This window comes from Anoxybacillus ayderensis (assembly GCF_013761015.1).
Lineage (GTDB): Bacteria > Bacillota > Bacilli > Bacillales > Anoxybacillaceae > Anoxybacillus > Anoxybacillus ayderensis.
This window is the reverse complement of record NZ_JACDUV010000005.1, coordinates 103,373-123,594: the sequence shown is the minus strand read 5'-3', so window position 1 is coordinate 123,594 and position 20,222 is coordinate 103,373. Positions and strand designations below refer to the sequence as shown.

Annotated in this window: 21 protein-coding genes; all 21 read left to right on the top strand. The window is 42.8% G+C overall.

All coding sequences use genetic code 11. The features are described 5' to 3' along the window. The first annotated feature begins 1 nt into the window (after window position 1). The gene (locus tag HNR63_RS08770; RefSeq protein ID WP_181520465.1) at window positions 2-1,168 is read left to right on the top strand and encodes a hypothetical protein; all 1,167 of its coding nucleotides are present in this window, start codon (window positions 2-4) and stop codon (window positions 1,166-1,168) included. Then, on the top strand, window positions 1,165-1,431 hold the full coding sequence (locus HNR63_RS08765) for an EscU/YscU/HrcU family type III secretion system export apparatus switch protein (protein WP_042894093.1): 267 nt from the start codon (window positions 1,165-1,167) through the stop codon (window positions 1,429-1,431). The genes HNR63_RS08770 and HNR63_RS08765 overlap by 4 nt, the downstream gene beginning before the upstream one ends. Window positions 1,432-1,549: 118 nt before the next feature. Beyond that, on the top strand, window positions 1,550-2,710 hold the full coding sequence (gene sucC / locus HNR63_RS08760; RefSeq protein ID WP_021094224.1) for an ADP-forming succinate--CoA ligase subunit beta: 1,161 nt from the start codon (window positions 1,550-1,552) through the stop codon (window positions 2,708-2,710). A gap of 19 nt (window positions 2,711-2,729) precedes the next feature. After that, window positions 2,730-3,632: a succinate--CoA ligase subunit alpha gene (gene sucD / locus HNR63_RS08755; protein WP_009732873.1), complete on the top strand. Its 903-nt coding sequence runs from the start codon at window positions 2,730-2,732 to the stop codon at window positions 3,630-3,632. Window positions 3,633-3,690: 58 nt separating this feature from the next. Beyond that, the gene (dprA, locus tag HNR63_RS08750) at window positions 3,691-4,578 is read left to right on the top strand and encodes a DNA-processing protein DprA (RefSeq protein WP_085788768.1); all 888 of its coding nucleotides are present in this window, start codon (window positions 3,691-3,693) and stop codon (window positions 4,576-4,578) included. Between the two features lie 104 nt (window positions 4,579-4,682). Next, on the top strand, window positions 4,683-6,752 hold the full coding sequence (gene topA, locus HNR63_RS08745) for a type I DNA topoisomerase (protein WP_181520532.1): 2,070 nt from the start codon (window positions 4,683-4,685) through the stop codon (window positions 6,750-6,752). A gap of 45 nt (window positions 6,753-6,797) precedes the next feature. Beyond that, a complete protein-coding gene (gene trmFO / locus HNR63_RS08740; protein ID WP_181520464.1) occupies window positions 6,798-8,096 on the top strand; it encodes an FADH(2)-oxidizing methylenetetrahydrofolate--tRNA-(uracil(54)-C(5))-methyltransferase TrmFO in 1,299 nt (432 codons plus the stop codon). Between the two features lie 60 nt (window positions 8,097-8,156). After that, the gene (gene xerC / locus HNR63_RS08735) at window positions 8,157-9,059 is read left to right on the top strand and encodes a tyrosine recombinase XerC (RefSeq protein ID WP_085788771.1); all 903 of its coding nucleotides are present in this window, start codon (window positions 8,157-8,159) and stop codon (window positions 9,057-9,059) included. A 14-nt stretch (window positions 9,060-9,073) separates the two neighbouring features. Then, window positions 9,074-9,616, top strand: coding sequence for an ATP-dependent protease subunit HslV (gene hslV, locus HNR63_RS08730; protein ID WP_021094219.1), 543 nt, complete (start codon window positions 9,074-9,076; stop codon window positions 9,614-9,616). Window positions 9,617-9,629: 13 nt separating this feature from the next. Beyond that, on the top strand, window positions 9,630-11,012 hold the full coding sequence (gene hslU, locus HNR63_RS08725) for an ATP-dependent protease ATPase subunit HslU (protein WP_021094218.1): 1,383 nt from the start codon (window positions 9,630-9,632) through the stop codon (window positions 11,010-11,012). 12 nt (window positions 11,013-11,024) lie between these two features. Further along, window positions 11,025-11,804: a GTP-sensing pleiotropic transcriptional regulator CodY gene (codY, locus tag HNR63_RS08720; protein ID WP_021094217.1), complete on the top strand. Its 780-nt coding sequence runs from the start codon at window positions 11,025-11,027 to the stop codon at window positions 11,802-11,804. A 145-nt stretch (window positions 11,805-11,949) separates the two neighbouring features. Then, the gene (gene flgB, locus HNR63_RS08715; RefSeq protein ID WP_009732881.1) at window positions 11,950-12,330 is read left to right on the top strand and encodes a flagellar basal body rod protein FlgB; all 381 of its coding nucleotides are present in this window, start codon (window positions 11,950-11,952) and stop codon (window positions 12,328-12,330) included. 3 nt (window positions 12,331-12,333) lie between these two features. Next, on the top strand, window positions 12,334-12,771 hold the full coding sequence (gene flgC, locus HNR63_RS08710; RefSeq protein WP_009732882.1) for a flagellar basal body rod protein FlgC: 438 nt from the start codon (window positions 12,334-12,336) through the stop codon (window positions 12,769-12,771). A gap of 11 nt (window positions 12,772-12,782) precedes the next feature. Beyond that, window positions 12,783-13,073 (top strand): flagellar hook-basal body complex protein FliE, encoded by a 291-nt coding sequence (fliE, locus tag HNR63_RS08705; RefSeq protein WP_021094216.1) that lies wholly within the window; start codon window positions 12,783-12,785, stop codon window positions 13,071-13,073. Window positions 13,074-13,102: 29 nt separating this feature from the next. Further along, window positions 13,103-14,689 carry a flagellar basal-body MS-ring/collar protein FliF gene (gene fliF, locus HNR63_RS08700; protein ID WP_181520463.1) on the top strand — a complete coding sequence of 529 codons (1,587 nt, stop codon included), beginning with the start codon at window positions 13,103-13,105 and terminating at the stop codon, window positions 14,687-14,689. Window positions 14,690-14,702: 13 nt separating this feature from the next. Beyond that, window positions 14,703-15,719 carry a flagellar motor switch protein FliG gene (gene fliG / locus HNR63_RS08695; protein ID WP_009732885.1) on the top strand — a complete coding sequence of 339 codons (1,017 nt, stop codon included), beginning with the start codon at window positions 14,703-14,705 and terminating at the stop codon, window positions 15,717-15,719. Further along, window positions 15,703-16,482 (top strand): flagellar assembly protein FliH, encoded by a 780-nt coding sequence (fliH, locus tag HNR63_RS08690; RefSeq protein WP_181520462.1) that lies wholly within the window; start codon window positions 15,703-15,705, stop codon window positions 16,480-16,482. The genes fliG and fliH overlap by 17 nt, the downstream gene beginning before the upstream one ends. Beyond that, the gene (gene fliI, locus HNR63_RS08685) at window positions 16,479-17,792 is read left to right on the top strand and encodes a flagellar protein export ATPase FliI (RefSeq protein WP_085788773.1); all 1,314 of its coding nucleotides are present in this window, start codon (window positions 16,479-16,481) and stop codon (window positions 17,790-17,792) included. Before fliH ends, fliI begins: the two co-directional genes overlap by 4 nt. Before the next feature lie 7 nt (window positions 17,793-17,799). Next, window positions 17,800-18,243 (top strand): flagellar export protein FliJ, encoded by a 444-nt coding sequence (gene fliJ, locus HNR63_RS08680; RefSeq protein ID WP_085788774.1) that lies wholly within the window; start codon window positions 17,800-17,802, stop codon window positions 18,241-18,243. Window positions 18,244-18,249: 6 nt separating this feature from the next. Further along, on the top strand, window positions 18,250-18,858 hold the full coding sequence (locus tag HNR63_RS08675) for a MotE family protein (RefSeq protein WP_181520461.1): 609 nt from the start codon (window positions 18,250-18,252) through the stop codon (window positions 18,856-18,858). A gap of 14 nt (window positions 18,859-18,872) precedes the next feature. Further along, on the top strand, window positions 18,873-20,216 hold the full coding sequence (locus HNR63_RS08670; protein WP_181520460.1) for a flagellar hook-length control protein FliK: 1,344 nt from the start codon (window positions 18,873-18,875) through the stop codon (window positions 20,214-20,216). Window positions 20,217-20,222 lie beyond the last annotated feature (6 nt).

Genomic DNA, 20,222 nt, shown 5'->3' with positions numbered 1-20,222 from the left:
AATGAACGTCCAATGGATGCGCACGTTATTTGACGATAGGCAAACGGTCCGCTTGCCGAAAGGACCGACGTTTCAAGTTGGCGACATGATTTACGGAAAAATCGAAAAAATCAATGAAGATCAAACGGCGCTCGTTCGCATCGGGGGTTATACGGTGACAGCGGAATTGCATTCACCTGTCAAAGAAGGTAGAACATATACGTTTCAAGTGCAAAAGACGACGCCGCTTGAGCTGAACATATTGCCGCGTCCAGCAAAGCTGACAGATGAAGAAAGCGTCATTCGCCATTTCCGTCTACCCGAGAATGAACAAACGAAAGCGCTCGTTCGTTGGATGATGAATGAATCATTTTCGTTTAAAAAGAACGACATGGCGCTCATTCGGCAATGGTTGCGAACAGGCGGTGAAAAAGAGGTGCAAGCAATCAAATGGCTATTGATGCACGATTTGCCGCTTCATGACGATGTGTTTCGTGCGCTCGTTACTTTACAACATGATCAGCCGTTATATGAACAACGGCTTATGCTTGCGTCGCTCATTGATCGCGCTCATCCGAAAGGAACGTTAGCGACGCTTTCTGCTCATTTGCGTCATATACCAACGCTTTCCTCTTTTTCGCCTGAACATATGCAACGATTGTTTGAAGAAACGATGAAACAACAAGACGAATGGCTCGTTTTATTGCAAACAGCAGCAGAAGAAGCAACAGGTGAGTTGAAAGCGGAGATCACCTCATTACTTGATCGGATGAAAGCATATCAGTTGTTATCAACAAACAGCAATTCGCTTCAACATATATTTACGCAATTTCCGTTACTCATCGGGACGCATGCAACGGATGTGACGATTCAATGGCGCGGAAAACAAAGAGAAAACGGAAAAATGGATACAGACTATTGTCGCATTTTATTTTATTTGACGATGGCGACGTTAAAAGAAACGATTGTAGACGTTCACATTCAACAACGCATCGTTCATATTTCAATCATCAACGACACGCCCCATGTAGAACTGTACGCATCCGCCCTTGAGCCGTCACTAAAGGAGAAGCTCGCTGAACATGGCTACACGCTTTCTGCCGTTTCCGTTAAACCGCCGATGAACAAGCGAAGCGAACGGTTACTTGTTGAACCATTTTCTTATAAAGGAGTCGATTACCGCGTATGAAACGAAAACGTGCCGTTGCTTTGTCGTACAACGAACAACATATTGCCCCCGTCGTTGTGGCAAAAGGGGAAGGAATGGTTGCCGAGCGTATCATTGAACGCGCGAAACAATACGACGTCCCGATTTACGAAGATCAAACGCTCGCGACAATGCTTAGTCAATTACAATTGAACGAAACGATTCCAGAGGAGCTGTACAAAGTCGTTGCTGAAGTATTTGCATTTATTTATCAAATAGAAAAAAAGGTGGAGGAGCGCTCGTGACCGTCGCTTCTTTTTCTTTTGTTAAAGAATTTTCTGTCTAAATGGTAGACAACTGACAAAGTATCATTATACAATGAAAGCGCTAGTACTTTTATTTTTATACATAGGAGGATGGGGTATGAATATTCATGAGTATCAAGGAAAAGAGATCCTCAGAAGCTACGGAGTGAGCGTACCGAACGGCCGTGTGGCGTTTACGGTTGAAGAAGCGGTCGAGGCAGCGAAAGCGCTTGGCAGTAGCGTTTGTGTCGTCAAGGCGCAAATTCATGCCGGCGGTCGCGGAAAAGCAGGGGGTGTAAAAGTCGCAAAAAGTTTAGAAGAAGTTCGTACATACGCGAGTGAGCTATTAGGAAAAGTGCTCGTTACGCACCAAACAGGTCCAGAAGGAAAAGAAGTGAAACGTCTTTTGATCGAAGAAGGATGCGACATTAAAAAAGAATATTACATCGGCCTTGTTGTTGACCGTGCGACATCCCGCGTTGTTTTAATGGGATCTGAAGAAGGCGGAACAGAAATTGAAGAAGTAGCAGCAAAAACGCCAGAGAAAATTTTTAAAGAGTACATTGACCCAGCTGTCGGCTTACAAGCGTTTCAAGCGCGCCGCATGGCGTTTAACATCAACATTCCGAAAGAGCTTGTCAACCAAGCGGTCAAATTTATGTTAGGCTTATATCAAGTATTCGTCGAAAAAGATTGCTCGATCGCTGAAATTAACCCGCTCGTTGTTACAGGAGACGGAAAAGTGATGGCGCTCGATGCGAAGTTAAACTTTGATTCTAACGCGTTATATCGCCATAAAGACATTTTAGAATATCGCGATTTAGACGAAGAAGATCCGAAAGAAATTGAAGCATCAAAATATGATTTAAACTACATTTCGCTTGACGGAAACATCGGTTGCATGGTTAATGGTGCAGGCTTAGCGATGGCGACAATGGACATTATTAAATATTATGGCGGCGAGCCAGCAAACTTTTTAGATGTTGGTGGCGGTGCGACGACAGAAAAAGTAACGGAAGCATTTAAAATCATTTTATCTGATCCGAAAGTAAAAGGCATTTTCGTGAACATTTTCGGGGGCATTATGAAATGCGACGTGATCGCAAACGGGATTGTTGAAGCGACAAAACAAGTCGGTTTAAACCTTCCGCTCGTCGTTCGTTTAGAAGGAACAAACGTCGAATTAGGGAAAAAGATTTTAGAACAGTCTGGACTAAACATTACAGCCGCTGAATCGATGGCAGACGGCGCGCAAAAAATCGTTTCGCTAGTAAGCTAATAGAAGGGATGGGAGAAACGTGAGCGTTTTTGTTAATAAAGATACGAAAGTAATCGTGCAAGGAATTACAGGTTCACAAGGATTGTTCCATACAAAACAAATGATCGAATACGGCACAAACATCGTTGGCGGTGTCACACCAGGAAAAGGTGGAACAGAAGTAGAAGGTGTGCCTGTATTTGATACGGTTTCCGAAGCGGTTGAAAAAACAGGAGCGAACGCTTCTGTCATCTATGTTCCGCCGGCATTTGCTGCGGATGCCATTATGGAAGCTGTCGATGCAGAAATCGACTTAGTTGTTTGTATTACAGAAGGCATTCCTGTATTGGATATGGTGAAAGTGAAGCGCTATATGGAAGGAAAGAAAACGCGTCTCATCGGTCCGAACTGCCCTGGCGTCATTACGCCGGAAGAATGTAAAATCGGCATTATGCCAGGTTACATTCATAAAAAAGGTCACGTCGGTATCGTTTCGCGCTCTGGTACGTTAACGTATGAAGCTGTTCACCAATTAACACAAGCAGGCATCGGTCAATCGACAGCGGTTGGCATTGGTGGTGACCCAGTGAACGGTACAAACTTTATCGACGTATTAAAGGCGTTTAACGAAGATGAAGACACATATGCGGTCATTATGATCGGTGAAATTGGTGGAACAGCAGAAGAAGAAGCGGCAGAATGGGTCAAAGCGAACATGACAAAACCGGTTGTCGGTTTTATTGGTGGACAAACAGCTCCTCCAGGAAAGCGCATGGGACATGCGGGTGCGATTATTTCTGGTGGCAAAGGAACAGCCGCAGAAAAAATTCAAACGATGACAGCATGCGGCATTAAAGTGGCTGAAACGCCATCTGTGATCGGCGAAACGCTCATCTCTGTATTAAAAGAACGCGGTTTATACGAGAAGTGTAAAACACATTAATCGTTCAATCGTCCTAAGGAGCAGACCTTAGGACGATTTTTATCAAAGGAGGGGTATGATGTACGATACAGATCGCGAAAGGCTTATTCATTTGCATCATTGTCGTGGGATCGGATGGAAAAGCATCGCGCGCTTGCTTGATGTTGATCCATCCCTTACCTCGATTTTTCATCTTTCTTCTCATCAACTTCAACGATTACTCGCCATCCCCGAAAAACATTTCGCTGCTTTTTTCCATGATTTGCATTGTCACAAATTGAAACGTATGATAAAAACATATGAGGAGCAAAACATTCATATTGTAACAATTAAGGACGATGAATACCCAGAGTGGCTTAAACATATATACGATCCGCCTTGGGTACTATATGCGAAAGGAAACGTGCAATTGTTGAAGCGGAAAAAATTAATAAGCGTCGTCGGGACACGAACACCAACTCGTCAAGGAATGGCAGCGATGCACATCGTTCTTCCGCCGCTCATCCAACACGGGTGGGTCATTGTGAGCGGATTAGCGAAAGGTGTCGATGCTGAAGCGCATCGTTTATGTTTACGCCATAACGGTGAAACCATTGCGGTCATGGCGGGGGGATTGCGTTATATATATCCTCCTGAAAACGAATCATTATTTCGACAATTAGCGACAACACAACTCGTTATTTCTGAGTATCCGCCGTTTGTTCGCCCACAAACATGGCATTTTCCGATGCGCAACCGGATCATTAGCGGTTTGTCTGTTGGCACGCTTGTCGTACAGGCGAAAGAACGAAGCGGCTCGCTCATCACTGCTCATTTTGCGCTCCAACAAGGAAGAGACGTGTTTGCGATCCCAGGTGACATCACGACGAAAGAAGCGCACGGAACGAACCGGTTAATCCAACAAGGAGCGAAATTAATCTTATCAAGCGACGATATCGAAGAGGAATTTCGACATCTTTTTACATGAGCGAAAGAAAAAATCGAAAAATGATGTTTGACAAATGAACGAATCATCATTAATAATAATGAAGATTTTATTTTACGAATTACCTCTTAAGGGAGGACAAAATGATGTCAGACTACTTAGTCATTGTAGAGTCGCCAGCAAAGGCGAAAACGATTGAAAGATACTTAGGAAAAAAGTATAAAGTAAAAGCATCGATGGGGCATGTGCGCGATTTGCCAAAAAGTCAAATGGGCGTTGATATACAAAACGATTATGAACCGAAGTATATTACGATTCGTGGCAAAGGTTCGGTCATTAAAGAGTTAAAAACAGCAGCGAAAAAGGCAAAAAAAGTATTCCTTGCCGCCGACCCGGATCGCGAAGGGGAAGCGATCGCTTGGCACTTGGCACATTTGCTTGATTTAAATACGGACTCCCCATGTCGCGTTGTATTTAACGAAATTACAAAAGATGCGATTAAACAGTCGTTTGAACAACCGCGCGCCATTAATATGCATTTAGTTCATGCACAACAAGCGCGGCGCGTGCTCGATCGCCTTGTCGGCTACAACATTAGCCCGTTGCTTTGGAAAAAAGTAAAAAAAGGGTTGAGCGCAGGGCGTGTGCAATCTGTTGCGCTTCGCTTAATTATTGATCGTGAAAAAGAAATTCAATCGTTTCAACCAGAAGAATATTGGACGATTCAAGGGACGTTTGTCAAAGGCAATGACACATTTGAAGCGCAATTTTATCGTCTAGATAACGAAACGTTCGATTTAAAAACAGAACAAGATGTACAACATGTGTTAAGCCATATGCAAGGCAATGAATTTGTCGTCACATCGGTAACGAAAAAAGAGCGAAAGCGCAATCCGGTTGCACCATTCATTACATCGTCATTGCAACAAGAGGCGGCACGGAAGTTGAATTTTCGCACGAAAAAGACGATGATGGTCGCACAACAGCTATACGAAGGAATTGATCTAGGAAGCGAAGGAACTGTCGGTTTAATTACATATATGCGTACAGACTCGACGCGTGTATCCGAGAGCGCTCAACAAGAGGCGATTCAGTATATTGAACAGACGTTCGGTACATCATATGTAGCAACAGAAAAAAGAAAAGAAAAACAAAAGGCGAACGCGCAAGATGCGCACGAAGCGATTCGCCCAACGTCCGTCTGGCGTCATCCGAGCGCCATTAAGCCGCATGTGACACGCGATCAATATCAGCTGTACAAACTCATTTGGGAGCGCTTTATCGCCAGTCAAATGGCCCCTGCTTTGCTAGATACGGTCGCGGTCGAACTTTCAAACGGTTCAGTCGTCTTTCGTGCGACTGGCTCGACAGTCAAATTTCCAGGATTTATGAAAGTATATGTGGAAGGAACAGACGATCCGAAAGATGAACAGCAACGATTATTGCCAGACTTTGTTGAAGGGGAGCGCGTATTTGGTAAAGATATTGAAGGAAAGCAACATTTTACACAGCCGCCACCGCGTTATACGGAAGCGCGCCTTGTCAAGACGTTAGAAGAGCTCGGCATCGGTCGTCCATCGACATATGCCCCGACGCTCGATACGATTCAAAAGCGCAATTATGTGACGCTTGAGAACAAACGATTCGTCCCAACAGAGCTTGGGGAAATTGTCCTTGATTTAATGATGCAATTTTTCCCGGAAATTTTAGACGTCGAGTTTACAGCAAAAATGGAAAAAAACTTAGACGACATTGAAGAAGGGAAAGTCGAATGGGTACGCATCATTGATGAATTTTATCGCGAGTTTGAAAAACGGTTAAAAGTGGCTGAAGTTGAAATGGAAAAAGTCGAAATAGCAGATGAATCAGCCGGTGTCGATTGCGATGTATGCGGAAGCCCAATGGTATATAAAATGGGGCGTTTCGGAAAGTTTATCGCTTGTTCAAATTTCCCACAATGCCGCAATACAAAAGCGATCGTCAAACATATTGGTGTGACATGTCCGCGCTGTCATGAAGGAAACATCGTCGAACGAAAAAGCAAAAAGAAGCGCATGTTTTATGGTTGCGATCGTTTCCCAACGTGCGATTTCGTTTCATGGGATAAACCGATCAATCGACCGTGTCCAAAATGCGGGGGCATGCTCGTTGAGAAAAAAGGGAAAAAGACCGTGCACGTTCAATGTACACAATGTGAATATAACGAACAACAGTAAGGTGAGGCGAATACCCTCACCCATTTTATCGAGGAGGGAATATGAATGGAAGTAACAGTCATTGGAGCAGGATTAGCAGGAAGTGAGGCGGCATGGCAACTCGCGAAGCGCGGCATTCGCGTCAAATTATATGAAATGCGCCCGGTGAAACAAACACCTGCGCATCATACGGACAAATTCGCAGAACTCGTATGCAGCAACTCCCTTCGCGCAAATACGTTAACGAATGCAGTTGGTGTGTTGAAAGAAGAAATGCGTCGGTTAGATTCCGTCATTATGAAAGCAGCGGACTCTTGTTCCGTGCCAGCTGGTGGAGCTTTAGCTGTCGACCGTCACGAATTTGCAGCGAAAGTCACAGACATGGTAGCGAATCATCCGAATGTGACGGTTGTGCGCGAAGAAGTAACAACAATTCCAACAGGCCCAACGATTATTGCGACAGGTCCGTTAACATCGCAGCCGCTTTCGGAACAGCTTCAAGCGTTGACAGGGGAAGAATATTTATATTTTTACGATGCGGCTGCACCGATTGTTGAGAAAGAAAGCATTGATATGGAAAAAGTGTATATCAAGTCTCGCTACGACAAAGGGGAAGCAGCATACATTAACTGCCCGATGACAGAAGAGGAGTTTGAACGATTTTATGATGCGCTCATTTCTGCTGAAACAGTGCCTTTAAAAGAGTTTGAAAAAGAAATTTATTTTGAAGGATGTATGCCAATTGAAGTGATGGCGCGGCGCGGCAAAAAGACGTTGTTGTTTGGACCAATGAAACCTGTCGGCTTAGAAGATCCGCGTACAGGGAAACGTCCTTTTGCCGTCGTCCAACTTCGCCAAGATGATGCGGCAGGAACGTTGTACAATATTGTCGGGTTTCAAACGCATTTAAAATGGGGTGCGCAAAAAGAAGTCATTCGCTTGATCCCAGGGCTTGAGCAAGCAGAAATTGTACGATATGGTGTCATGCACCGCAATACGTTTATTAATTCGCCAAAGCTATTAAAACCGACATATCAATATAAAGAAAGAGAAGATTTATTTTTTGCAGGACAAATGACCGGGGTCGAAGGGTATGTTGAGTCAGCAGCATCAGGACTTGTGGCGGGGATTAATGCTGCGCACTATATGCTTGGGAAAGAACTTGTCGTATTTCCACAAGAAACGGCTATTGGCAGCATGGCGCATTATATTACATCGGCGAATCCGAAACATTTCCAACCGATGAATGCGAATTTCGGCTTATTCGCACCGCTCGATGAACCGATTAAAGATAAAAAGAAAAAAAATGAACGATATGCACAACGGGCATTAGAAACGATTCAGAATTTTTTAAAAAAATGGTGAAATTCGTTGCAAGAGCTACTAAATTATGCTACTATTTAGTAGCTCTTGTGAGGTGATCGAATGGAAAATGTGAATTTTACGTTAAATTTGTTCATTGAATATTTACAAATAGAAAAAAATTATTCAGAATATACAATTGCGTGTTATAAGCATGATATTGGCGAATTTTTTGAATTTATGGAGCGCGAACAAATGAAACAGTTGCAACAAGTGTCTTATAGCGACGTTCGCCTGTTTTTAACAGAGCTTCATAAGCGTCAGCAATCAAGCCGTTCGATTGCCCGAAAAATGTCGAGCTTGCGCAGCTTTTATAAATTTTTAGTTCGGGAGAAAATCGTCTCTGAAAATCCGTTCGCGCTTGCATCGTTGCCGAAAAAAGAACAGAAAATTCCACATTTTTTGTATCCCGATGAATTAGAACAGCTGTTTGTTGTCAATGATTTGAATACAGCGATCGGTCAACGAAACCAAGCGATCATCGAACTGTTGTACGCGACAGGCGTTCGTGTAAGTGAATGTTGTAACATTCGCTTATCGCACATTGATTTCTCTGTATGTACGATTTTAATTTACGGAAAGGGAAACAAGCAACGATATGTCCCGTTTGGCACGTATGCAAAAGAAGCGCTTGAACGATATATACAAGATGGACGTCAGCAACTTGTAAGTAAGGCGAAAGCGCAGACGGATGTGCTTTTTTTAAATGCGCGTGGTGGAGCATTAACGCCAAGAGGGGTACGGCACATTTTAAATGACATCGTTGAACAAGCGGCCCTTTCTTTGAAAGTCAGTCCCCATGTGTTTCGCCATACGTTTGCGACGCATTTATTAAATGAAGGTGCTGATTTACGTTCTGTGCAAGAATTGTTAGGTCATGCGCATCTTTCGTCGACACAAGTGTATACACATGTAACGAAAGATCATTTGCGCCACGTTTATTTACATTCTCACCCGCGTGCATAAAAGGAGGATGGGTTATGAGTCAATTTCATGCGACGACGATTTTTGCGATTCGCCATCAAGGAAAAGGAGCGATGGCGGGCGATGGTCAAGTGACGTTCGGCAATGCCGTAGTGATGAAACATACAGCGCGGAAAATTCGTAAACTTTTTCATGGCAAAGTGTTAGCTGGTTTTGCAGGGGCGGTAGCTGATGCGTTTACGCTATTTGAGATGTTTGAAGGGAAGTTAGAAGAATATAACGGAAATTTGCAACGGGCGGCGGTTGAGCTAGCAAAAGAGTGGCGGAGCGACAAAGTGTTGCGCCGATTAGAAGCGATGTTAATTGTCATGGATGAAACACATCTTTTGCTCATTTCTGGAACAGGCGAAGTCATTGAACCGGACGATGGCATGTTAGCGATTGGCTCCGGTGGTAACTATGCGTTAGCAGCTGGTCGGGCATTGAAGACGTATGCAGGTGAACATTTCACAGCGAAGCAAATTGCGGAAGCGGCATTAAAAGTAGCGAGCGATATTTGCGTGTACACAAACGATTCCATTATCGTTGAAGAGCTGTAGAGGAGGGAGCGGCATGTTAACGCCAAAACAAATTGTTGAAAAGCTTGATCAGTTTATCGTCGGTCAGCATGAAGCGAAAAAAGCGGTTGCGATCGCATTGAGAAATCGTTATCGCCGTAGTTTATTAGATGAAAAGTTGCGCGATGAAGTCGTGCCGAAAAACATTTTAATGATTGGACCGACTGGTGTTGGAAAAACAGAAATTGCACGGCGATTAGCGAAACTTGTTGGCGCTCCATTCGTAAAAGTAGAGGCAACGAAATTTACGGAAGTCGGTTATGTCGGTCGCGACGTAGAGTCGATGGTGCGCGATCTCGTGGAAACGTCTGTGCGCATCGTGAAAGAGAAAAAAATGAACGAGGTAAAAGAACAAGCGGAACAATTGGCGAACAAACGGCTTGTTGAACTGCTTGTACCAGGGAAAACGAAACAACCGATGAAAAATCCGTTTGAACTTTTGTTTGGCGGTGCAGCGGAACAACAAACGACAAACGGAAGCGACGATCAACAACTTGCCGAAAGACGAAGACAAGTCGCTTGGCAATTGGCAAATGGGCAGTTAGAAAACGAAGTAGTGACGGTTGAAATCGAAGAGCAACAACCGATGATGTTTGACTTATTTCAAGGCGCTGGTCTGGAGCAAATGGGCGTAAATATGCAAGATATGTTAAGTAGCTTTATGCCGAAAAAGCGGAAAAAACGAAAATTAAAAGTAAAAGAAGCGCGCCACGTCCTTGCCAACGAAGAAGCGCAAAAGTTGATCGATATGGACGAAGTCACGCAAGAAGCGATTCGACTCGCAGAACAATCAGGTATTATTTTTATTGACGAAATTGATAAAATTGCTCGGAAAGGGCAGGTCGGTTCATCAGCTGACGTTTCGCGTGAAGGGGTGCAACGCGACATTTTACCGATTGTGGAAGGTTCAACTGTCATGACGAAATACGGACCGGTCAAAACGGACTATATTTTATTTATTGCTGCTGGGGCGTTTCATATGGCGAAACCGTCCGACTTAATCCCAGAATTGCAAGGGCGTTTTCCGATTCGCGTTGAATTGACGAAACTGACAGTAGATGATTTCGTAAAAATATTAGTTGAACCGAACAATGCACTTTTAAAACAGTATATCGCTTTACTTGCTACAGAAGGTATACAACTTGAATTTTCTGACGATGCTATTCGTAAAATCGCAGAAGTCGCTTTTGAAGTGAATCAACAAACGGATAACATTGGTGCGCGCCGCCTTCATACGATTATGGAAAAATTGTTAGAAGATTTATTGTATGAAGCGCCAGACGTACATCTTGAAAAGGTAGTTATCACCCCACAATATGTGGAGCAAAAACTAGGGAACATTGTAAGAAATAAAGATTTAAGTCAGTTTATTTTATAAGGAGGATGCGATATGAATTTACTTGAAAAAACGAGAAAAATTAATGCGATGTTGCAAAACGCGGCTGGAAAGCCTGTGAACTTTAAAGAGATGGCAGAAACGCTTTGCGAAGTTATTGAAGCAAACATTTTCGTTGTAAGCCGTCGCGGAAAGTTGCTCGGCTTTGCGATTAAACAAACGATTGAAAATGAACGAATGAAAAAAATGTTAGCGGACCGTCAATTTCCAGAAGAGTATACGAAAAACTTATTTCATATTACAGAAACATCGCCAAATCTTGATATTAATAGCGAGTATACGGCATTTCCAATTGAAAATAAAGACTTATTTAAAAATGGCTTAACGACGATCGTGCCGATTATCGGTGGCGGGGAACGCCTTGGAACGCTCATTTTATCTCGATTAGATAAAGAGTTTCACGATGATGATTTAATTTTAGCTGAATACGGAGCGACAGTTGTCGGAATGGAAATTTTGCGTGAAAAAGCGGAAGAAATTGAAGAAGAAGCGCGCAGCAAGGCGGTCGTGCAAATGGCGATCAGCTCTCTTTCATATAGTGAATTAGAAGCAATCGAGCATATTTTTGAAGAATTAGATGGGACAGAAGGCTTGCTCGTTGCGAGTAAAATTGCCGATCGTGTCGGCATTACGCGTTCCGTCATTGTCAACGCGCTTCGTAAACTAGAAAGTGCCGGAGTCATCGAATCTCGCTCGCTCGGAATGAAAGGAACGTATATTAAAGTATTAAACGATAAGTTTTTAACGGAACTCGAGAAGTTAAAACATCATTAAAACAAAAAGGCATCTTTCTCGTGAAGATGCCTCTTTTGTTAAAGTATGTGAAAAATAGTCCAATGTTCCCTATATACATAACATAAATAATTTTTTACAATAGAGGTGTGTTGTCGAACGGTGTCTTTACAAGGAGGAATATGCCGTGAAATTGTTTTCAAATACATTCCAAATACTAGAACAAGGATTAAATTATTCATCATTGAAGCAAAAAGTGATCGCAAACAATATTGCGAATGTCGATACACCAAACTTTCAAGCGAAAGATGTTCAGTTTCGCACTGAATTTCAGCAAGCGTTGCAAGCGTATCGTACCGATCCACGCCATTTTGAGTTTAAAGGAAGTACTAACAAATTTTTCGTGACAACTAAAAACGATCTCGTTTACAATCATAATAAGAATAATGTCGATCTAGATAAAGAAATGTCGGATTTAGCGCAAAACCAAATTTACTACAACGCGTTAGTTGAACGTTTAAACGGAAAGTTTAACTCCTTAAAAACGGTCATTAAGGGAGGAAAATAATACATGTTTCAAAGTTTCAATGTGTCTGCCTCTGCGTTAACTGCTCAACGGTTACGCATGGATGTCATTTCAGCAAACATGGCGAACGTCGATACGACTCGCGCCAAAATGGTCGATGGAAAGTGGCAGCCATATCGCCGAAAAATGGTTGTCATGCAACCGAACGAATCGTTTTCTTCTTTTTTGAATCAAGCGATGAACGAGCGGTCAACAGGTGGGGTGAAAGTGACGAAAATTGTCGAAGATCAAACCCCATTTAAACTTGTGTACGATCCATCTCATCCCGATGCAGATGAAAATGGATATGTGCAGCTACCAAACGTCGATCCGTTAAAAGAAATGGTTGATTTAATGAGCGCTACGCGCTCGTATGAGGCGAATGTGACGGTGTTAAACGCGACGAAAGGAATGTTAATGAAGGCGCTAGAAATCGGAAAATAGGGGGATAAATGATGATTGATCGCATTCAACGTACATTACCATCAGCTGTACAGCAGCAAACGATAAAGCCTGTGGAAGCACAACGGGCATTTTCACAATTTTTAAAAGAAGCGATAAATGAAGTAAATAAACAGCAAATCGAGTCAGATTTGCTCACGACAAAGTTAGCGAAAGGAGAAAACGTTGACTTACACAACGTGATGATCGCTTCGCAAAAAGCGAGCGTGTCGCTTCAATTAGCGATTGAAGTGCGCAATAAAGTCATTGAAGCATATCAAGAAGTGATGAGAATGCAAGTATAATGGACCTCAAGAGATAGCGGAGGAAGCGTATGAACGAGCGATTAAAACAAGCGATAGAACGATTTCAATTGTTTTGGAGCGAGAGAACAAAACAGCAAAAAATGATGGCACTAGGACTTGTCGGGCTGTTGGTCGTCGCTGTTGCGCTTACTGCTTTTTTTGCGACGCGAACGAATTTTGTTCCTCTCTACAGCAATTTATCGCCGCAAGAAGCAGGACAAATTAAAGCGACGCTTGATCAGCGGGGAATTAAGTCGCAAATTACGGATAACGGCACGACGATTTTAGTGCCTGAACAGCTTGTGAACACATTAAAAGTGGAGTTAGCTGCGGAAGGCATTCCGGATAGCGGAAGTATTGATTATTCGTTTTTCGGAAAAAACTCTGGTTTCGGGATGACGGATAATGAATTTAACGTGTTGAAAATTGAGGCGATGCAAACAGAGCTCGCCAATTTAATAAAAAGTATCGACGGGGTAGAAGATGCAAAGGTGATGATTAATCTACCCCAGCCGACCATCTTTGTTGGTGACCAACAGGAAGAGGCATCTGCATCCATCGTTTTGAAAACGAAGGCAGGATATAAGTTTAATGAACAGCAAATTAAATCGCTATATCACCTTGTTTCCAAAAGCGTGCCGAACCTTCCTACTGAAAATATCGTCATTATGAATCAATATTTTGAGTACTTTGATTTAAAAAATGAAGAAAATTTTTCGTCAGGCAAAACGTTTGCTGAACAATACGAAGTAAAACAACAAATTGAGCGCGACATTCAACGCCGCGTTCAACAAATGTTAGGAACGATGATCGGACAAGATAAAGTTGTCGTTTCCGTTACAGCAGACGTTGATTTTACGCAAGAAAACCGTCAAGAAGAGCTTGTTGAGCCAGTCGATAAAGAAAATATGGAAGGCATCGCAGTAAGCGTCCAGCGCATTACTGAAACGTTTTCCGGCAAAGGAGCTCAAGCAGGTGGTACAGTAGGAACGGGCGAGAACGCTATACCAGGATATGAAGGTGCCAACGGCGAGACAAACGGTGATTATGAACGAATTGAAGAAACAATTAATAACGAGGTTAATAGAATAAAAAGAGAAATTGTAGCAAGTCCTTATAAAATAAAAGATTTAGGCATTCAAGTAATGGTTGAGCCACCAAAACGAAACGATCCAAATTCACTTCCTGCCCAAACGGTTGATGACATTACAAAAATTTTAGGTACGATTGTGCGGACGTCCGTTGATAAAGAGATCGCTGGACAATGGACAGATGCAGATTTACAAAACCGCGTCGTCGTTTCAGTACAACCGTTTAATGGAAAAGTGCAGTTTGACGAACAAACATCAGCCATTCCGACGTGGGCATATATTGTTGGTGGCGGAGTCATCGTGTTGTTGCTTGCTTTGATCGTCTTTTTATGGTTGCGCAAACGGAAGAAAGAAGAAATGGACGAACGACCATTGCAAGAAGAGCAAGTGGCCGTACAAATTCCAGATGTAAACGAAGAAGTAGAAACGGAGGCTACATTGCGACGGAAGCAGCTTGAAAAGCTCGCAAAAGAAAAGCCAGAAGAATTTGCGAAACTGTTAAGAACATGGCTTGCAGAGGAGTAAAGGAGGGGATTGTATGGCAAAACGCGATCCAAAAGAATTAACAGGAAAACAAAAAGCAGCCATTCTCCTCATTTCATTAGGACCAGACGTTTCAGCATCGGTATATAAACATTTATCGGAAGAAGAAATCGAAAAGCTCACACTTGAAATTTCTAACGTTCGTCAAGTTGATGGTGAGAAAAAAGAAATGATTTTAGAAGAGTTTCACCAAATCGCCTTAGCACAAGATTACATTTCACAAGGCGGTATTGCTTACGCGAAACAAGTGCTTGAAAAAGCGCTAGGGCCAGAGCAAGCGATGAACATTATTAATCGTCTAACGTCCGCGTTGCAAGTGCGCCCGTTTGATTTTGCACGCAAGGCGGACCCTGCGCAAATTTTAAACTTTTTGCAAAACGAACATCCACAAACGATTGCGCTCGTGCTGTCGTATTTAGACCCTGCGCAAGCGGGGCAAATTTTGTCCGCGTTACCACAAGAAATGCAAGCGGATGTCGCGCGTCGCATCGCGTTAATGGATCGCACATCACCAGAAATGATTAATGAAGTTGAGCAAGTGCTCGAACGGAAACTATCGACGACAGTTGTGCAAGATTATACGCAAACGGGTGGTATTGAAGCGGTTGTCGAAGTGTTAAACGGTGTCGATCGCGCAACAGAACGAACAATTTTAGATGCGCTTGAAATTCAAGACCCAGAATTAGCAGAAGAAATTAAAAAGCGCATGTTTGTCTTTGAAGATATCGTTACGCTTGATAATCGCGCGATTCAACGTGTCATTCGCGAAGTGGACAATGCCGACTTGTTGCTTGCGTTGAAAGTGTCTAGCGATGAAGTGAAAGAAGTCGTGTTCCGCAACATGTCTTCACGCATGGCGGAAACGTTTAAAGAAGAAATGGAGTTTATGGGTCCTGTTCGCCTTCGCGACGTAGAGGAGGCGCAATCGCGTATTGTTGCGGTTATTCGTCGTCTCGAAGAAGCGGGTGAAATTGTCGTCGCTCGCGGTGGAGGAGATGATATTATTGTCTAAATTAATTAAAGCCCCATTTGCTAGAACGTGTACGGAACAACGAGCCGTCATTCAAGTAAAAAAAGTGTTGCCAGACGTGCAACAAGAAGAACACGAGCAACATGACGAAGCGATGACAGCACACGCACAAATGATCATTGAACAAGCAGAACAGGAAGCGGCAAACATTCGTCAAGAAGCGGATATGTATTACGCATCTGTTCAACAACAAATGGAAGAAGAGCGGAGACAATGGGAAGAAGAACGAAACCGATGGGTGAACGAAGCGCGTCAAGAAGGATATGCCATCGGCTTAGAACAAGGGCGCCAAGACGGATTTCAACAATACATGGAAACGATCCAAGAAGCGAAACAAATCGTGCAGTCAGCAAATGAACAATTTTATCACATGTTGCAGTCGGCTGATGAAACGATTTTGCTTATCGCGTGCAAAGTGGCGGAACGAATTATCGGTGAACGTCTCGCTGAAAATAAAGAACATTTTCTCGGTCTTGTGAAGCAAGTCATTAAAGAAGTTCGTGAACATGAAGAAGTGAAAATGTATGTTCACCCGACTTACTATGATGTCGTCATTCGCCAAAAAGATGAGCTGAAAGCGCTATTTAGTCAAGACGTTCATTTATTTATTTACCCAGATGACACATTGGCTGAAACAAGTTGTATTGTTGAATCGCCGTTTGGTCGTATTGATGCAAGCGTTGACACGCAACTTGAGCAACTGAAGTTACAATTGCTCGAGCGAATCGAGGGGGCAAGTGAATGAACTGGCAAGCACTCATTAATGAAATCGAACTGCTCGACCCGTATAAACGATTTGGTAAAGTGACGCGCGTCATCGGCTTAATGATTGAAGCGAAAGGACCGGAAAGTTCCATCGGAGATGTATGCTACATTCATATTGGTCATAAAAAAAAGAAAAAAATTCAAGCCGAAGTTGTCGGATTTCGTGACGAATATGTGCTTTTAATGCCGTACGCAACCGTGCAAGACATCGCCCCAGGGTGCATTGTTGAAGCAACGGGCGCCCCTCTTGAAATCAAAGTAGGTACTGCGCTTGTCGGACGTGTCATTGACGCGTTAGGTGCTCCGCTCGATGATCAGCCGCTTCCGAAAGGACTGACGGCTGTTCCGATCGATCGTCAACCACCAAATCCGATGACGCGTCCACCGATTGCGGAGCCCATTGAAGTCGGCGTGAAAATGATCGACAGTTTGCTTACGGTTGGAAAGGGACAACGCGTTGGCATTTTTGCTGGGTCTGGCGTTGGAAAAAGTACGTTGATGGGAATGATTGCCCGCAACACAAACGCCGATTTAAACGTCATTGCTCTCATTGGAGAACGCGGACGAGAAGTGCGAGAGTTTATTGAACGTGACCTTGGCTCAGAAGGATTAAAACGTTCCATTGTCGTTGTTGCGACGTCCGATCAACCAGCGCTCATGCGCATTAAAGGGGCGTATACAGCGACAGCTATTGCCGAATATTTTCGGGATCAAGGGTTGAACGTCATGTTTATGATGGATTCCGTCACGCGCGTAGCAATGGCGCAGCGTGAAGTCGGATTAGCCGTCGGAGAACCACCGACGACGAAAGGGTATACGCCGTCTGTTTTTGCTATGTTACCAAAACTGCTTGAGCGGACGGGAACGAATGAACACGGAACGATTACTGCTTTTTATACGGTGCTCGTTGACGGTGATGATATGAACGAACCGATTGCCGATACAGTTCGTGGTATTTTAGACGGTCATTTCGTATTAGAACGACAACTAGCAAACAAAGGTCAATATCCGGCAATTAACGTATTAAAAAGCGTCAGCCGTGTCATGAACTACATCGTAACGCCAGAACATCGCAAAATGGCGGAAAAGTTGCGTGAGTTGTTAGCGACATACGTTCAGTCTGAAGATTTAATTCAAATTGGTGCATACAAACGAGGATCGTCGCGAGAAATCGACGAAGCGATTCGTTATTATCCAAAAATTATTTCGTTTTTAAAGCAAGATGTTCATGAATCGTACACAATAAACGAAAGCGTTCAACAGTTGTTTCAACTTATTGAACAAGGGTGAATAAACGATGACACCATTTAAATTAACAAAAATTTTAAACTTAAAAGAACATGAAAAACAAAAAGCGTTGCACGAATATGAAGAAGCGCGCAACCGATTTGAAGAAGTGGCGGAAAAACTATATCACTTTTTAAAGCAAAAAGAAGATTATGAAGAACAACATAAACAACAACTACAATCAGGGGTAGCGATTCAACATATTCGTTCGTTTCAACAATTTATGAGCAATTTACAACGCGTTATCGACCATTATCAACATCTTGTCATGCAAGCCCGACAACAAATGGAGTTGAAACAACTGAAGTTAGTTGAATTGAATGTAGAAGTGAAAAAATACGAAAAAATAAAAGAAAAATATGACGATATGATTGCAACACAAATGCGAATCGCAGAACAAAAGCAGATGGACGATATTTCAATACAGCAATATTGCTATCGAGAGACAAGGTGAGCGTCAATGGAACAGTTTGAAAAAGAAGAAGAAACGAAAAAAACAAGTAAGTTTCAATGGTTTCTCTTTGTCGTTTTTATTCCACTTTTATTTACAATCTCGGTTGTTTTGCTTATTTTAACATTCTCCGGTATTAACGTATTTGAACAAGGGAAAAAATATGCGAGTCAATTGCCGTTCGTATCACAATGGATTGAAGGAACGGAAGCAAACGAAAAAAAGAAACTACAAGAACAAATCGTTGAGCTAAAAGCAACGATTGTCGAAAAAGAGAAACGACTAACAAAAGCAAACGATGCGCTCAAAGAAAAAGAAGGGGAAATTGATGCGTTGAAACAAGAAATTGCGCGCCTGAAAGCAGAGAAAGAACAAGCTCAGGAGCCGACAACGCCACCAACAGAACAAACAAACACTTCACGTGTGGACGTTGTGAAAATGTATGAAACGATGTCTCCAAAAAAAGCAGCAGAAATTATTCCGCAAATGTCGGACCGAGAAGCTGTCGATTTGCTTTCGCAACTAAAAACAGATAAAGTGGCGGCCATTTTAGAAAAAATGGATGCAGCAAACGCTGCAAAATATACGAGCTTGCTTGCGAAAAAAGCGAACAATTGAAAGGAGGTGAAAACATGAATATCGCGCCGATTTTCTCGTTGACTTCGTTTCGAGGGCAACAGGCACAAACAACGGTCCAAACGAATGATGGCAACGCATTTGCTCATTTGCTTTTGTCGCTACGGCAACAGTCGGCACTACAACCATCGCCTGAGCAACAGCCTGAGCAACATATGGTGCAATCAATCGATTGGGAAGCATTGCAACAATGGTTGACGCAACTACCGGACGATGTCACGTATGCAGATGCCGACATGTTGTCAAACGAAATGATACAGTCGTTCCTTTCTTTTTTACCAGAAGAAGTAAAAGAGAAAATGGTCGATCGTTTTTCAACAAACCAACCGTTTGAAACGATGTTTGCGTCGCAAGATGATCGAGATGAAGAAGATGAACTTGCGCTTATGATGGTATTGTTTCAACTCGAACAAAAGCAGCAGACGATTCCAGAGCCGATCATCGAACAAGTACGCAAAACGCTAAGCACGATGTTTAGCATGGGTGATGAGCAAAGTAGCACGATGACAGCGATGTTGCAAAATGTAATAAAAGAAATGAACGAGAGTGACAAACGAGCGACTGCTACGTCCCACACGCCAGACGATCGCACGCTCGAAAATCTGTTGAAAGATGCGCCATTCACATCACGTTTGCAAGAACAACGATTTGATTTAAAGGGCGCTGCATTATTACAAGGGGAACGAGTGGATTCCAAAGGCTTTGCATTATTACAAGGGGAACGAGTGGATTCCAAAGATGTTGGCTCATTAACGCAAGAGAAACAAGCTGTCCAAAAACAATTTACATCGTTATCACAAGCACAGCTACTTGCCCAAAAAGAACCTACATCATTATCACAAGATCGCAAACAACCGATTGCTCGCGTGTATGAACATATTTTACATGTTGGGCAGCAAACAAATGAACATGCACCGATGGAGCTCAAAACGATCGATACAACAAAAGATACGCCTTTTGTTACGCAGTTTGAACGCATTTTGCGAACAAGTAAACTGACGCAATGGAAAAATGGTAATACACAAATGCTTATTCGTTTGCATCCTGAACATTTAGGGTATGTCACAATTAAGCTCATTCAACAAAAAGGAAAATTGACGGCAAAAATGATTACATCAACCGATGCGGCGAAACAGTTAGTTGAACAACATATTCATCAGCTGTCACATATTGTTGATCATATTACCGTTGAGAAGTTTCATGTATTTGATGAAGCAAAATTTCGCGACCATTCATTCCAACAACAAAAACAGCAGCAACAAGAACAACAAAAAGAACAAAAGAAACAACATGACGAATCTTTTGATGAGTGGTTGAAAAAATGGTTTGATTTTGAATAGAGGTGA

What these genes read in the sequence shown, in the direction of transcription:
- HNR63_RS08770 (WP_181520465.1), top strand. Translation starts at nt 2, where the DNA reads ATGAACGTCCAATGGATGCGCACGTTATTTGACGATAGGCAAACGGTC.
- HNR63_RS08765 (WP_042894093.1), top strand. Translation starts at nt 1,165, where the DNA reads ATGAAACGAAAACGTGCCGTTGCTTTGTCGTACAACGAACAACATATT.
- sucC (WP_021094224.1), top strand. Translation starts at nt 1,550, where the DNA reads ATGAATATTCATGAGTATCAAGGAAAAGAGATCCTCAGAAGCTACGGA.
- dprA (WP_085788768.1), top strand. Translation starts at nt 3,691, where the DNA reads ATGTACGATACAGATCGCGAAAGGCTTATTCATTTGCATCATTGTCGT.
- topA (WP_181520532.1), top strand. Translation starts at nt 4,683, where the DNA reads ATGTCAGACTACTTAGTCATTGTAGAGTCGCCAGCAAAGGCGAAAACG.
- trmFO (WP_181520464.1), top strand. Translation starts at nt 6,798, where the DNA reads ATGGAAGTAACAGTCATTGGAGCAGGATTAGCAGGAAGTGAGGCGGCA.
- xerC (WP_085788771.1), top strand. Translation starts at nt 8,157, where the DNA reads ATGGAAAATGTGAATTTTACGTTAAATTTGTTCATTGAATATTTACAA.
- hslV (WP_021094219.1), top strand. Translation starts at nt 9,074, where the DNA reads ATGAGTCAATTTCATGCGACGACGATTTTTGCGATTCGCCATCAAGGA.
- hslU (WP_021094218.1), top strand. Translation starts at nt 9,630, where the DNA reads ATGTTAACGCCAAAACAAATTGTTGAAAAGCTTGATCAGTTTATCGTC.
- codY (WP_021094217.1), top strand. Translation starts at nt 11,025, where the DNA reads ATGAATTTACTTGAAAAAACGAGAAAAATTAATGCGATGTTGCAAAAC.
- flgC (WP_009732882.1), top strand. Translation starts at nt 12,334, where the DNA reads ATGTTTCAAAGTTTCAATGTGTCTGCCTCTGCGTTAACTGCTCAACGG.
- fliE (WP_021094216.1), top strand. Translation starts at nt 12,783, where the DNA reads ATGATTGATCGCATTCAACGTACATTACCATCAGCTGTACAGCAGCAA.
- fliF (WP_181520463.1), top strand. Translation starts at nt 13,103, where the DNA reads ATGAACGAGCGATTAAAACAAGCGATAGAACGATTTCAATTGTTTTGG.
- fliG (WP_009732885.1), top strand. Translation starts at nt 14,703, where the DNA reads ATGGCAAAACGCGATCCAAAAGAATTAACAGGAAAACAAAAAGCAGCC.
- fliH (WP_181520462.1), top strand. Translation starts at nt 15,703, where the DNA reads ATGATATTATTGTCTAAATTAATTAAAGCCCCATTTGCTAGAACGTGT.
- fliI (WP_085788773.1), top strand. Translation starts at nt 16,479, where the DNA reads ATGAACTGGCAAGCACTCATTAATGAAATCGAACTGCTCGACCCGTAT.
- fliJ (WP_085788774.1), top strand. Translation starts at nt 17,800, where the DNA reads ATGACACCATTTAAATTAACAAAAATTTTAAACTTAAAAGAACATGAA.
- HNR63_RS08675 (WP_181520461.1), top strand. Translation starts at nt 18,250, where the DNA reads ATGGAACAGTTTGAAAAAGAAGAAGAAACGAAAAAAACAAGTAAGTTT.
- HNR63_RS08670 (WP_181520460.1), top strand. Translation starts at nt 18,873, where the DNA reads ATGAATATCGCGCCGATTTTCTCGTTGACTTCGTTTCGAGGGCAACAG.